The organism is Acinetobacter lwoffii, assembly GCF_024129685.1.
GTDB classification, from domain to species: Bacteria; Pseudomonadota; Gammaproteobacteria; order Pseudomonadales; family Moraxellaceae; genus Acinetobacter; species Acinetobacter lwoffii_X.
This window is the reverse complement of the sequence record NZ_JAMXXL010000004.1, coordinates 24,395-38,047: the sequence shown is the minus strand read 5'-3', so window position 1 is coordinate 38,047 and position 13,653 is coordinate 24,395. Positions and strand designations below refer to the sequence as shown.

The following is a 13,653-nucleotide window of genomic DNA, read 5'->3' as shown; positions in this document are numbered from 1 at the left end:
AAACTTACTCGCAATGGCTCTGAATCGATAGAGCGGAAGAATCAAATAAAACCGGAACCTCACTAGCTTTTAGCACGTCCAGAATTTCAAAACACCAGGCCGGCAATTGCTGATTAATGCTGTAGTACACCCACTGGCTTTGCCGGCGATCGTTGAGTAAACCACAAGAACGTAACAAGGCCAGATGACGTGAAATTTTCGGCTGGCTTAACTGCAGTTTATCGGTCAGATCACAGACGCATTGCTCTTTGTTTTGTGCAATTAGCAGGACAATACTGAGACGTGTTTCATCAGATAAACATTTAAAAAACTGAACGTGGTCCATAATTGCTCCCATTTTTTATGCAAATATACACATATCCATATATATGGTAAAGATGACCTGTCAAAAATGATATCCAGATCAGAATATGCCTACCAGAAAGCGCTCGCTTGAACAATTTCCCGCTTTTTCCGATATAGGTCATCGTCAATGTGTTTTTCAGATAAAAAAGCTCCAATCAAGTTGAAGCTTTTTCGCATGGGGGGACACTTTATTTTACCCGATTGCCCTGTTCATCCACGATGATTTCACCGTCTTCTTTGGCAAAGGCTTTTAATTGTGGCAAACGCAGAATATCCAGTACCACTTCCGATGGACGGCATAATCGGGTTCCAAACTCGGTAACCACCAACGGGCGATTGATCAGGATCGGATGTTGCAGCATGGTATCCAGCAGTTTCTCATCGCTCCAGCCGGCATCATCCAGATTCAGCTCGGTGTAGGGATCGACATTTTTACGGAGCACTTCACGAACCGTCAAACCGGCATCCCGAATCATGTTGACCAGCTGATCTTTCGAGGGTGGCGTAAGCAGATATTCGATCACTTCCGGCTCAATTCCCGCATTGCGAATTAACGCCAGCGTATTGCGTGAGGTGCCACAGGCCGGGTTATGATAAATTTGGACTTTTGGCATTTGATTCATGAGCTTCCCTCTTATCAATGAATCATAGTTTTATATATGAATATACGCATATTCGCAATATAAAATATATGTGCTTTATGAATAAAATCTGAGATGAGGACTCTAAAACCATTGGAAACAGTTTCAAAATGAGGCTGTCTTATGTCTAGGATACTGGGAGCAGTCCAGTTGATCCGGATGCTTATTACGGAGACATGCAATCTGATGACATTATTATGGTTCGTTACGGTGATGATGCTACTTTCAAAAATTAGTTATTGAGACAAATGGAAAAAGATATCTTCAGGCTCTAAGTCCAGAGTTCAAGCCAAATATTATTGAGTTAAACAACCAATGTATATTTGTAGGTCAGGTAGTTAACTGTATACGCTATGTTTATCGAGCGAGAATAAGATTTAGAAAGAATTAACAAAAGCCAATATATTCAGCGTTGTCTAAATTGATAAAATCGCCGTTTTCTACAGAAAATTTAAGATTGTTAAGGATTGAAGTGAATATTCAAAATGATTTACCAGAACTAAGTAATTACAGTGAGTTAAGCAGTAAAGAGCAATTAACTATCCATCAAATGCTTATTTCGTACGTACGCTCAGATCACCTCTATAATATTATCTTGACCCATAATGTTGAACCTTACGACTTAGTTAAACTTGTAAGTATTAGTTTTGAGAATAGAGATGCTGCTATCTGGGTTCATTTTGAAACTATTACAGCTGAGAGACTGACAATGCCTCTCGATTTTATTTCAAGAATAGAAGTATGTAATTACGAAGTTTTTTAAGACTAGAATCGAGTCCCCCTAGCGTGGGGATTTATGTTAAATAAGATCTAAGACAAAATAGAAATACTCTTGGTAACATACATAAGAAGCCAGCAGCTTTTGCAGCCATATAATTCTTGACCTTTTTATGGGAAATATGTGGTCTAAAAATTATCCCTGTAAAACATCATATAAATCCTATAATTATTAGAAACGATGACATGATTTTAATCTCTTATTTTTCTAAGTTCATATTAAACAATCCGATATGTACGAGTTCTCTTTTATAAGATTCTCTATATAATTCAAAGTTAAATAACAATAAACTTTATATTTTTTCTTATATGTGAAGCTTATCCCAAAAAATTTAAAGGAAACTATATACCAGCTCTTATAAGATTCTCCCCCCCAATGCGTACAATGAAGATAAACTGTTGAATGATTTGGATAAATCACTAAATTAATATAAATATTATTATAATATAAAGGGTTAGACACTTTTCCTTTCGACTTTACAATTTCCTTTCGTTGTTAATAATTAAGATACATTTAAAATGCTTCTTTAGAACTATAATTTTGAAAATTTTTTGGTAGCTTCGATTCATTATGACTTTTTATATATTTCTAATACTTATGAATATCGCAGCTATAATGGCAGTGATTGCATTTTTTCATAAGTAATAAGAAAATTACATCTTGGTATTTCTAACCGCAGGCTAATTTTAAATTTCATTATAAAAATAAATTTCTTTAAGTATTATTTTTAGTATAAATTTCACACATTTCTATATAATACCTATTTTAGGCTCCCGTTTATAAGAATTACTCATATATTGGGTATTTCGCATATATATTCTTACTGTTGCAGTAGGTTCACTTCATGAATAATATTAACTTTAATAACTTTGAAGAAGCTGGCCAAGCCATTTTAAAATTCTTATCTCAACGCTTTGGCTTCAAATTGTGGATGATTACTCGTACTGAGGGTGACGACTGGATTGTATTATTGAGTGAAGATAATGGCTATAACGTTAAGCCTGGACAAGTATTTCATTGGGCAGACTCATTCTGCTCACACATGGTACAAAGTAATATGCCTCGTATTGCTCCCTATTCACCTGATATTCAAGTTTACGCAGATGCACCTATAAATCACCTAGTCTCAATTAAAGCCTATATCGGCCAACCTCTGTATAAAGAAGATGGCTCTCTTTTTGGCACTCTATGTGCAATTGATCCCGAACCTCAACCTAAAATTCTTGTTGAAGATGCTCCATTATTCGAGTTGATAGCAAAGGTACTCAGTTATACGATTCAAGCTGATATGAAAGCTGCTGAGTACATACGTAAAGCTGAGCGTTTTGAAATAGAAGCAATGTCCGACCCAATGACTGGACTTTTCAATCGTCGTGCTTGGGATGAGCTTATTATCAAAGAGGAAGAGCGCTGTAAGCGTTATGGTCACCCTACTGCTATTCTTATGATAGACCTTAATGATCTTAAGATCACAAATGATACTCTGGGTCATGCTGCAGGTGATGAGCTCATTCAAAGAATGGCTTTAGCTCTCAAAAACACGGTACGTAGTAATGATATTATCGCTCGCTTAGGGGGTGATGAGTTTGCTGTGATGACCATTGAAACTAACTTAGAGCATGCGAAGAAGCTTGCATCAAGAATTCAAAATACTTTTACAAAAGTTGGAATTAGTGCTGCAATTGGCTTTGCAATGCGTAATCCAACCTTTGGGTTAGCTGAAGCTATCAAAGAAGCAGATGCAAAGATGTATCAGAATAAAGTTATGGTCAAATCGAGTAACCATTAATTAAACTACTTACCCGATGCAGTCTTTGTATCTGGTAAGGCCTTATCTACAATCTGAAGATGTACTATTGAAATAATTCAATATAACCGAAAACCCTAGAGATTTTTTTGAAATAAAAACTATTATTTTTCATATCATTAAGAGCTTTAATCCGTTTTAATTCTGCACTTAGCCCTATCAAAATTGCGACTTTTCCAACAAAAATCCTGCAGTTTATTCCCAGGTTTTTGATCAAACGGTTAGGATCAACAATTTACTTTTATCATGAAGACTGATTATAAAAATAATAAAAGTCCATGCCAAAAAACCTTAAGTTCGCCAGCGAGCGCCGTAGTGACCAACGTAAAAAAGTCATACAAGCCGAAATGCTGCAGGCCCAAACATTTATACAGATCTATCTGCTCTTACCTTTCTTCTTTAAGGCATATCAGCATCAGCAACATCTTACGATGCGCAAACCCTAGAAGATGTCATCTAGCATGAAGCAAGCGCTGTGCGTGATAAAAAATTGACTGAACCTACACTGCGAATCTGCCTGTGGCTGATCAGCCTATTCCAGCCGAATACAACGCAAGTGCAGCACTTCAATCAATTTATTAATTTGCGGCACTTTGAGCTGAAATATTTAAGCTAAATGTCATGAATAGACATATCTGCCAGTACACCAAACTTTTCATCAAACGGCGCTAATTGTTCTTTGACGTATTTGGATCCGCGAAGTTTACGGCCATGCTCATCATAGTATTTATGAAAAAGTGTTTTGAAGGGATAGTACTGTTTTATGCTCAAGTCTTCCGCCATCTGATTGACCTTCGCTTCAAGCATCTTTTGAGCTACCCCTTGCTCACATTCTTTTGCGGTATCACGAGTTGCTGAAGAACGTTTTCCATTGATCATTAGTTCAATGTAGTAGGCCGAACCGCGCTTTCTGGGCTTGGGTAATTTCATGACGTAATTTCCAAAATTCTTGACGTAAACTTGACGTAAATTTAACGGCAATAACTGCATAAAATACGGGTTTTGCAGATAGTGCGGATAACGGCTCACTTTACTCAAGGCATTAAAAAAGGGCTTTAAGCTACTGTTTTCGCTTAAAACCCTTATAACATAACGTTTAGAATCTTGGTAGGTATAAGCAGACTCGAACTGCTGACCTCTACGATGTCAACGTAGCGCTCTAACCAACTGAGCTATACACCTAGAATGCTTGGCATATTATAAATTTTTCCGACCGAAAACAAGCCTTTTCATTTAGTTTTTAAAACGTCCGCGCAAGTTTTAAGCAAATCCTTGAATTTTTTCAATTCTTGTTCAGTTATTGGGGTTCCCGAATAAAGATTTTTTTCAAAAACCTGTATAGCTTGAATAAAGGCAGTCTGGTTTTCAATCTGAACCTGTTGAGATAAACGCTGCATCCAGTGATGAAAAGTTTCTGCAGGCTGTTTTTTGAGATGATCAGTTAGAGATTGATTCAGCTGTTGAATCGCACGATCAAATGGAGATTGCGCCTGTCGGGCTTTTAGATAAATTCTGAAGATATAGGCCAAAATCAATAGTGCAATACTGCCCAGTAAAATTATGACACTCGAATAAACTGAACCGAGTCCTAATTTTGATAACCAGCTCTGTTGTGATTCTGCATTATAACCCACCACCTTACTTTGCCATTGGTAGCTGGCATAATCGCTCCAAACACGTAGTTTGGTGATCCATAGATTATGCTGCGAGTTCCAGATCGACTGATTTGCCGATACCCATGCATCCTGAGAAAGCAGATTTTGCATACCATCATCTATACGCTGTGGAGTGATCATTGCGGTTGGATCAAAGCGTTGCCATTTCTGGTCAATCCAGACTTCTGTCCAGGCGTGCGCATCGAGCTGCCGGACTTCCCAGCTCATGCGATCTGGTGCCAACTCCCCCCCCTGATAGCCGGTGACCACCCGTGCAGGAATCCCGACATAACGCATCAACATCACGAAACTCGAGGCATAGTGTTCACAAAAGCCTTGCCGGGAATTAAACAGGAACTCATCAATCCGGTTTTGTCCTAATTGGCCCGGCTTTAAGGTATAAACAAAATTATTCTGCTGATACCAGTTCAAGACTTTCTGTACATAACGCCGAGGATCTTCTGCACTTTGCGTATAGAGACGTTGTGCTAATTGTTGCGCTCGCGGGTCAAGTCGGCGCTGCACCTGAGTATTCGTTCGCTCGATATATTGCGTTGGCAAAGCCTGAGGATCATATGCTGTCCCGACCCACTGTAACGGAATCGGTTCAACACGTTGCGTGAGCCGTCTCGGTACAATGCTCCAATCCTGACGGTTATAATAACGGCGTTCCACAGGTATCGATTTTTCCAACCCCATGATCCAGAACACCGAAGGATCCGCAGCCAGATATTGGTAGTTCCAGCCTGTAGGTACGGGTGAGGTATCCATCGGTTGTCGCATTAAAGGCTGCTGATTGACGAAACTGCTGGTCCAGCGTTGCCCGTCATATTCATCTAGCACCAAGGCTCGCCAATAGAGTTCTGAGCGCGGCGGAAGCTTGCTGACATCACCAATAATCCGGAAAGCCAGTGAACTAGATTGGGATAATTCGGCAATATCCCCAGGTGACATACTGTCGCCAATGCCGGTCACGCCTTTATTTTCAGGAATGGGAATATGCCAAAGTGGCGGCAAGCGCGGAAAGAAAATAAATAGCAAAATGAAAAATGGAACGGCGTACAAGATAAACTTGCCCACATGCTTGGCATCCTGTTGCAATGCTGCGCGCTGAGTGATCTGCTCCTGTTCAAACTCACTGGTTTGAATCCGGTACAGGCCAATCAGACAGCTGATTAAACACAGCACAATCACGATCGCCATCCCAAAAGATTGGCTATATAGGAATGAGCTGGCAGCAACAAACAGGGCAAAATTAAACAGAATAATCAGGTCACGTTTATTTTTACTTTCCAGTGATTTAGCAAATAAAAAAGTAGATAAAACTGCTACCCCAGCCTCAACACCGATAAAACTATGATGGCTCAAATAAATACTGCCGAGTGCCAACGCCGTCAGCAGAAAAGTGCCCGTTTTTGGAAATGGCTGCTGACGTTTCAGAAAAATCCAGATACACACAATACTAATCGCAAAAATAATACTGAGTAGAACTGGAATAAATGCCATCTGAGCGATGAGAATCAGGCCCAAAGTCAGCACAATCGAGGTCCGGATTTTTGCATTGATCATGAATTTACCCGCCTTAGGCCTGCGCCAACAATTGTTTGGCTTTCCGCAGTTGTTCTTCACCTGCGCCCTGAGGCAATTCGGCCTGTGGCAAATGCAGACTATACGCACATTGCTGCTGTTCGCATTGCTCGACCAGACCCATCACAAATTCAAGTTTTTCTTCATGTGACTGACTCGGCATATGTGCATAATGAATCTCGATACTGTGTTCATCCTGATATTGCTCAAAGACTTTGATATACAAGCCTTGTCCACGCGCAAACTGCTTCCAGGACACCGCCTGCAAGGAATCGCCTGACTGGTAATTGCGCAATTCACGAAACTCATCCATATCCGGTTCAAAACGGTTGAAATGATATTTATTTTCTGTGCTAAAAACCTCAGCTTTAGGCGCGATCCAAGCCGAATGCTGATGATAAAGATAGGTCCAGGCTCGAACTAAACCAAAGGGATAAACCGAATAAATCTGAATCACCGGGTAATCAAACTTGCCACGTTGCTCTGCATAAAATGGCAGAATAAATTGCTGCTTTGCTGCATTCAGATAAACTTTCGCTAGCTGATTCCCTGCTTTGATATACAAATAACGGGGGCGAAGTTGCTGTTGTTGAAAATAAAGATGCAGATTCAGGCTATGACCGACCTGCCCCACATCATCTGCGATCAACTCAATTTTCAGGTCATGCAATTGCTTAAAAGTCAGATAAAAACTGATACACAGCACCGCACTGATTAAAAAGCAGAAACCTAAAATCAGGTTATTGGCATAGTTCACCCCAGCCACAAAGGTGATGAAGATCAAGACCAGATACAGATAGCCCTGTTGATAAATAAATACCAAGACATCTTTCTGCGAGAGCTGTTTCTGCTGTGAAAATTGAAAGCGTTTGGCCAGCCATTTTTGCCAGGTTTTATCCAAGAGAGGACTCCTTTAGCTGACCGCAACCTGTTGTATGACATTAAAAGTTTCAGCTTCACTCAACCCCAGACGATGCGAAGTCACCGCGACAAATACAGCCTGCACATCATCCGGCGTGACAAAAGCACGTTGCTGAATCAAAGCATACGCTTGTGCTGCGCGCTTCAAGGCCAGAAGGCCACGCGTAGAAAGTCCATGACGGCTTTTACGGGTTTCTTCTGCCAGATCAAGCAAATATTCCTGAATCGCTTCACTGATAAATATCTGATGCGTCAGACTTTGCAGATCCAGAATTTCATCTTCGGTAAAAATATGCGCCAGACTTGCAATCAGGGCAAAACGGGATTCCTGCTGTAATAACAGTTTTTCTGCATGGCGTGATGGATACCCCAAAGATAAACGCATCAGGAAACGGTCTAGCTGGGATTCCGGCAAAGCGTAAGTACCACTTTGGAATAGCGGGTTTTGTGTCGCAATCACCCAGAAAGGTTTCGGTAAGGCATAGCGTACGCCATCAATGGTGGCATAGCCTTCTTCCATGGCTTCGAGTAAGGCACTTTGGGTTTTGGGACTACAACGGTTGATTTCATCTGCCAGTAAAATCTGAGTAAAAATCGGGCCTTGTTTAAACTCGAACTGATGTTCTTTCTGGTTAAACATGTTAATACCGATGACATCACTGGCCAGCATGTCATTGGTAAATTGGATCCGCTGGAACTTTAACCCAGCCAGATGTGCCAGACTGCTGGCTAATGTAGTTTTACCCAATCCGGGTAAATCTTCAAATAAGACATGTCCGCCTGCAATCAAACAACAGAGTGCCAGTGTGGTCTGGGCCTGCTTATCCAACACAATGGCATTAACTTCTTCAAAAAAACGCTGGATCTTGGGTGCATAACTTGCAATTTTTTGTTCAAGCACAGTATTGATGTGTGCAATGTCGTTATTTTCCTTTTGTTTCATGCCCCAGATCACAATAATTTCCTTAATAAAACATGGCCTAAGATTAACATACACTGAAATTTAAATTTTCCCAAAAGATCAATCATCTGTCTGTGTAACTGAATAAATACACTCACTAGAAAATACCGGAATAGATAGAACACACAGAAATGAGATCTAGAAAATAAAAATGACCGCTACAGAAAAAGATGTTTTTGAATCAAATATCAAAATACTTATAGGACTTTGCCGTCTCTTGAAAAGACTTATAAATAAAAATTCATACTTAAAAGGTATATAAACCCAGATCATTTTTTCGATTTTTATAATTTTTTTTGGAAATAGCTCAACTCATGCAATCAGGGTTATTAGATGGCCTATTCTTTTAGAGAAAAAAAGCGCCCCCGAAAGGCGCTTGCTGTTACTTAACCATTAACATGGACATTTCTTCATACCACTACCCGCGGATGGATAACGCGAATCTACACAATGGCGATAGAAAGTCTTAGGATCCATGGGTTCCAGATCCGGGTGATGCTTGCGCATATGCTCCACATAGGTCTGATAATCTGGCACACCGACCATCAAACGGAAACTTTGCTGCAAACGTTGCCACAGGGTTGCAATCCGTGACCAGTTTTTCGGGTTCAGGATCAAATCCTTCTGCGACATCACGGTCATTTTGATGATTTTATAAATCATCGTTTTCCCGCTTTTGGCAAACTTCAGATTCATAATATTCTCCTTAATGACCTTTCGCTGGCTGAATCTCTTCTGGATCACGATAAATCGCTTCTGCCTCATGCACGGTCGGTACCGGACTTGCCAAGGCACGGCGAATCACACCAATCGCAGCGAACAACATCACAAAAGCCACAATCATGAAGAAAGCACAAAGTGCAGCATTGATCTGGTTCGACATCGCTACCGTCTGCATTTCAGCCATAGTTTTCGCTGGCGCCAGGATTTCATTATTGGCAATTGCCGTGTTGAAACGGTCAGCTTGAGCAAGGAAACCAATCTTTGGATTTTCATGGAAAATCTTCTGCCAGCCTGCTGTCATGGAAGTAATGAACAGGAATACTGTTGGGATAATTGTTACCCAGACATATTTCTGTTTTTTCATCTTGAACAGAATGACGGTACCAAGAATGAGTGCCATCGCAGCCAGAATCTGGTTACCAATACCAAACAGTGGCCATAAGCTGTTAATCCCGCCCAGTGGATCGACTACGCCCTGATACACAAAGAAGCCCCAGCCTGCCACTGCAACCGCAGTACCCAATAGGTTTCCGAAGAAGTTATGCGACTGTTTCACCGCAGGAATCACGATACCCACGGTATCCTGCACCATGAAACGACAGGCACGGGTACCAGCATCTACAGCAGTCAGGATAAACAATGCTTCAAACAGAATCGCAAAGTGATACCAGAATGCCATCATTTCACGACTGTTGAAAATTTCAGTGATGATATGTGCCATACCAATTGCAAAGGTAGGCGCACCACCAGTACGTGACAAAATCGAGTTTTCACCGACTTCTTGTGCCAGTAAGGTCAAGGCTTCAGGCGTTACCACAAAACCAAGGGTTCGTACTGCTTCTGCTGCACTTTCGGCTGTAGTACCGAGTAATGCGGCTGGTGAGTTAATGGCAAAGTAAATTCCTGGATCCAGAATTGCAGCACAGATCAAGGCCATGATCGCCACAAAAGATTCCATCAACATACCGCCGTAACCGATCATGCGGATATCGCGTTCATTGTTGACCAGTTTCGGTGTCGTCCCCGAAGATACCAAGGCATGGAAACCGGAAATCGCACCACACGCAATAGTAATGAACAGGAATGGGAACATAGAACCTGCGAATACAGGACCAGTCCCATCAATGAATTTGGTAATCGCTGGCAGTTTCATTTCAGGCATGGCAAACAGGATACCCACGGCCAAACCTGCAATCACGCCAATTTTCAGGAAGGTCGACAGATAATCACGTGGAGCAAGCAATAGCCAGACTGGCAATACCGACGCAATGAAGCCATAAATGATCAGCGCCCAAGTCAGTTCAGTGCCAGAAAGTGTAAAGAATGGCCCCCAATATGGATGTTGTGCGATGTTTTCACCGTAGATAATGCCCAGCATCATCAAGACAAAACCAATAATCGAGACTTCAGCAATTTTACCCGGGCGGATAAAACGCATGTAGATGCCCATAAAGATCGCAATCGGAATGGTGGCTGCAATACTGAATACACCCCATGGACTGTTAGTCAGTGCTTTAACAACGACTAGCGCCAATACTGCCAGAATGATGATCATCACGCCCAAGGCACCGAGCATCACGATAATACCGGCAAAGGTTCCGAGTTCCTGCTTAGCCATCTCACCAAGTGATCGACCGTCACGACGGGTGGAAATAAACAGTACCAGGAAGTCTTGTACCGCACCTGCCAGCACCACACCGACCAGTAGCCAGATCGTCCCAGGTAAATAGCCCATCTGCGCTGCCAGGATCGGACCGACTAAAGGACCTGCACCGGCAATCGCTGCAAAGTGATGGCCAAATAGAACGCTTTTATTGGTCGGCACATAGTCCAGACCATCGGCCAGACGATGCGCAGGCGTTAAACGGCGTTCATTCAGCTCAAATACTTTGGTGGCAATAAATAAACTGTAGAAACGGTAAGCAATGCTATAGACACAGGCGGCGGCAAGTACCAGCCAGACTGCATTGACATGCTCACCCCGACTCAGTGCCAGAACTCCGAAAGAGACTGCACCCACAATGGCTACCAAAAGCCAAATCATTTTCGAAGTCAGCGTCGACTTCTTTTGTAAAGTTTCCATTCAATCCCTCATATTGTGATGCATACAAATCAGCGTGATTGTTGTTGTTCGAGGTACTGCTGTTTTCCCTTGCGACTTTACGCCTGTTCTTTTGCTTTTCCTCTACGACTTTGGCATAAAAAAAGGGATGATTTAAATCATCCCTCTCGATAATAGTCTATTTTCAAACCATTATGCACGTTCTAAATAGTCACCAGTACGGGTATCTACACGAACGCTTTCTTCTTGCTGTACGAATAATGGAACACGTACTACAGCACCTGTTTCAAGTTTCGCTGGCTTACCGCCACCGCCAGAAGTATCACCACGAACACCTGGATCAGTTTCAACGATTTTAAGTACGACGAAGTTCGGTGGAGTCACGTTTAAAGGCACGCCATTGAACAACATGATGGTACATTTTTCATTTGAATCGTCTTTTAACCATTTTGCAGCATCGCTCATTGCTGTTTTATCAGCTGCGATCTGTTCAAAGGTAACAGGATCCATGAAGTTCCACATTTCGCCATCGTTGTACAAGTATTCCATTTCTACTTCAACGATATCAGCCGCTTCTAGGTTCTCGCCTGATTTGAAAGTTTTTTCCAGAACTTTACCTGATTTAAGGTTACGTAATTTTACGCGGTTAAAAGCTTGGCCTTTACCTGGTTTTACGTATTCGTTTTCCATGATTGAACATGGGTTGCCATCAAGCATAACCTTAAGGCCTGACTTGAAATCATTCGTAGAATAATAGGCCATGACTGGCGCACTCCAAACTTACTAACTTTAATCTATTGATGCTATGGGCTGTTGCGATGTCATTTAGCAAGTCTGACACGAACATTGAGTTGCCACATGCACATTCATTTGATGTTGCGTATTCTAAATGAGCAATACACTTTGCCGCAATGAAAAAATCCGCTTTCACCCACTCAGGCTGTTTAAGTTACAATCAGACATGAAAATCCTTTGTTTATTCATGTCTTGCTCAACGTTAAAATACCATCAGGCGAGCACCAAGATCAGCATAGCTGAATCGCTCTTTATTTTACAGCGCAGTGGATTATTGCGCTTCGGCACAAACTGTTAAACTGCGCCCATCAGGCTTTGTCCTCTCACTTATTATTGTTAATCTTCCGGCATGACGAACTATTTATATCAAGAACAAAACTGGCAATCACAGCTCAGCGACCTGATCACTGATCCCCGCGAACTGCTTGAAGTACTGCAACTTGCACCAGAGCAACTGCTCTCAGGTGCCATTTTAGCTTCTGAACAGTTTAAGTTGCGTGTGCCGCGTGCTTTTGTCGGCAAAATGCAGGTCGGAAACCCTTTAGACCCATTGCTTTTACAAGTGCTACCCCATCACTTGGAACTGGAAGAACATCCAGGATTTGTTACCGACCCCTTGGGCGAAGAACAGGCCAATCAGCAACCCGGCGTACTGCACAAATATAAATCCCGTTTCTTGCTGACACTGACTGGTGCCTGTGCTGTACATTGCCGTTATTGTTTCCGCCGGCATTTCCCCTATCAGGAAAATCTGCCTAAAAATGAAGACTGGATAAATATCAAGCAATATCTGGAAAGCCAGCCTGATATTAATGAAGTGATTCTGAGTGGCGGTGATCCACTAACCTTATCGAACCGGAAATTAAAAACCTGGATTGAACGATTAGAATCAGTACCACATCTCAAATTCTTAAGAATACATTCACGAGTTCCTATTGTGATCCCCAACCGAGTCGACGAAGAGCTACTTAGCATGTTAAAAAACAGTAGGCTACGTATTATTCTGGTGGTACACTCAAACCATGCATCGGAGCTGGATGACTTCACTTGCAAGCGTTTAAACCAACTGGTTCAACAGCAGATCACCGTTCTGAATCAGGCGGTTTTATTAAACGGGGTGAATGATTCTGCTCAGGTTTTAGTAGATTTAAGCTATCGCTTGTTTGATGCCGGGGTCATGCCTTATTATTTACATGTACTTGATAAAGTAAAAGGTGCGCATCATTTTGATTTAGCGCCTGACCATATTAATGAGATTTATACAGAAGTTTTAGCGAACCTGCCGGGGTATTTGGTTCCTAAACTGGTTCGAGAAATAGCGGGCGAGAAGAATAAGACACCGCTTTTTGGGGTTTCAACATTTTTGAGTTAAATAATA

The 13,653-nt window shown here is 41.7% G+C and carries 12 protein-coding genes, 1 tRNA gene and 1 pseudogene; 4 read left to right on the top strand and 10 right to left on the bottom strand.

Features of this window, described 5'->3' with window-relative positions; all coding sequences use genetic code 11:
- Positions 1-4: 4 nt before the first annotated feature.
- Positions 5-325 (bottom strand): metalloregulator ArsR/SmtB family transcription factor, encoded by a 321-nt coding sequence (locus NI464_RS02850; protein ID WP_004646559.1) that lies wholly within the window; start codon positions 323-325, stop codon positions 5-7.
- 208 nt (positions 326-533) lie between these two features.
- The gene (gene arsC / locus NI464_RS02845) at positions 534-968 is read right to left on the bottom strand and encodes an arsenate reductase (glutaredoxin) (protein WP_004280168.1); all 435 of its coding nucleotides are present in this window, start codon (positions 966-968) and stop codon (positions 534-536) included.
- A 167-nt stretch (positions 969-1,135) separates the two neighbouring features.
- Between arsC and NI464_RS02840 the strand changes: the two are divergent.
- The 3 genes and pseudogenes from NI464_RS02840 to NI464_RS02830 all read left to right on the top strand — a co-directional run.
- Positions 1,136-1,377: pseudogene (locus tag NI464_RS02840) on the top strand (S24 family peptidase); the annotation flags it as partial.
- Positions 1,378-1,458: 81 nt separating this feature from the next.
- A complete protein-coding gene (locus NI464_RS02835) occupies positions 1,459-1,749 on the top strand; it encodes a hypothetical protein (RefSeq protein WP_004280169.1) in 291 nt (96 codons plus the stop codon).
- Positions 1,750-2,608: 859 nt separating this feature from the next.
- Positions 2,609-3,553, top strand: a complete 945-nt coding sequence (locus tag NI464_RS02830) for a sensor domain-containing diguanylate cyclase (RefSeq protein WP_253137714.1) — start codon at positions 2,609-2,611, stop codon at positions 3,551-3,553.
- Between the two features lie 630 nt (positions 3,554-4,183).
- Here NI464_RS02830 and NI464_RS02825 read toward each other — a convergent pair.
- From NI464_RS02825 to efp, 8 genes are all read right to left on the bottom strand, one after another.
- On the bottom strand, positions 4,184-4,600 hold the full coding sequence (locus NI464_RS02825; RefSeq protein WP_228127368.1) for a hypothetical protein: 417 nt from the start codon (positions 4,598-4,600) through the stop codon (positions 4,184-4,186).
- A 76-nt stretch (positions 4,601-4,676) separates the two neighbouring features.
- A tRNA-Val gene (locus NI464_RS02820) sits at positions 4,677-4,753 on the bottom strand.
- 47 nt (positions 4,754-4,800) lie between these two features.
- On the bottom strand, positions 4,801-6,795 hold the full coding sequence (locus NI464_RS02815) for a transglutaminase TgpA family protein (RefSeq protein WP_005266928.1): 1,995 nt from the start codon (positions 6,793-6,795) through the stop codon (positions 4,801-4,803).
- 13 nt (positions 6,796-6,808) lie between these two features.
- Positions 6,809-7,714, bottom strand: coding sequence for a DUF58 domain-containing protein (locus NI464_RS02810; RefSeq protein ID WP_005262120.1), 906 nt, complete (start codon positions 7,712-7,714; stop codon positions 6,809-6,811).
- Positions 7,715-7,726: 12 nt separating this feature from the next.
- On the bottom strand, positions 7,727-8,689 hold the full coding sequence (locus NI464_RS02805) for an AAA family ATPase (protein ID WP_005262121.1): 963 nt from the start codon (positions 8,687-8,689) through the stop codon (positions 7,727-7,729).
- A gap of 399 nt (positions 8,690-9,088) precedes the next feature.
- A complete protein-coding gene (locus tag NI464_RS02800; protein ID WP_171057013.1) occupies positions 9,089-9,394 on the bottom strand; it encodes a YbdD/YjiX family protein in 306 nt (101 codons plus the stop codon).
- Positions 9,395-9,401: 7 nt separating this feature from the next.
- Complete coding sequence (locus tag NI464_RS02795; RefSeq protein ID WP_004646549.1) at positions 9,402-11,501, bottom strand: carbon starvation CstA family protein; 2,100 nt, start codon at positions 11,499-11,501, stop codon at positions 9,402-9,404.
- Between the two features lie 171 nt (positions 11,502-11,672).
- Positions 11,673-12,242, bottom strand: a complete 570-nt coding sequence (gene efp, locus NI464_RS02790; protein ID WP_004279747.1) for an elongation factor P — start codon at positions 12,240-12,242, stop codon at positions 11,673-11,675.
- A 382-nt stretch (positions 12,243-12,624) separates the two neighbouring features.
- Here efp and epmB point away from each other — a divergent pair, with 382 nt between their 5' ends.
- A complete protein-coding gene (epmB, locus tag NI464_RS02785) occupies positions 12,625-13,647 on the top strand; it encodes an EF-P beta-lysylation protein EpmB (RefSeq protein WP_004279746.1) in 1,023 nt (340 codons plus the stop codon).
- The last annotated feature ends 6 nt before the right edge of the window (positions 13,648-13,653 follow it).

What these genes read in the sequence shown, in the direction of transcription:
- NI464_RS02850 (WP_004646559.1), bottom strand. Translation starts at nt 325, where the DNA reads ATGGACCACGTTCAGTTTTTTAAATGTTTATCTGATGAAACACGTCTC.
- NI464_RS02795 (WP_004646549.1), bottom strand. Translation starts at nt 11,501, where the DNA reads ATGGAAACTTTACAAAAGAAGTCGACGCTGACTTCGAAAATGATTTGG.
- NI464_RS02830 (WP_253137714.1), top strand. Translation starts at nt 2,609, where the DNA reads ATGAATAATATTAACTTTAATAACTTTGAAGAAGCTGGCCAAGCCATT.
- epmB (WP_004279746.1), top strand. Translation starts at nt 12,625, where the DNA reads ATGACGAACTATTTATATCAAGAACAAAACTGGCAATCACAGCTCAGC.
- arsC (WP_004280168.1), bottom strand. Translation starts at nt 968, where the DNA reads ATGAATCAAATGCCAAAAGTCCAAATTTATCATAACCCGGCCTGTGGC.
- efp (WP_004279747.1), bottom strand. Translation starts at nt 12,242, where the DNA reads ATGGCCTATTATTCTACGAATGATTTCAAGTCAGGCCTTAAGGTTATG.
- NI464_RS02815 (WP_005266928.1), bottom strand. Translation starts at nt 6,795, where the DNA reads ATGATCAATGCAAAAATCCGGACCTCGATTGTGCTGACTTTGGGCCTG.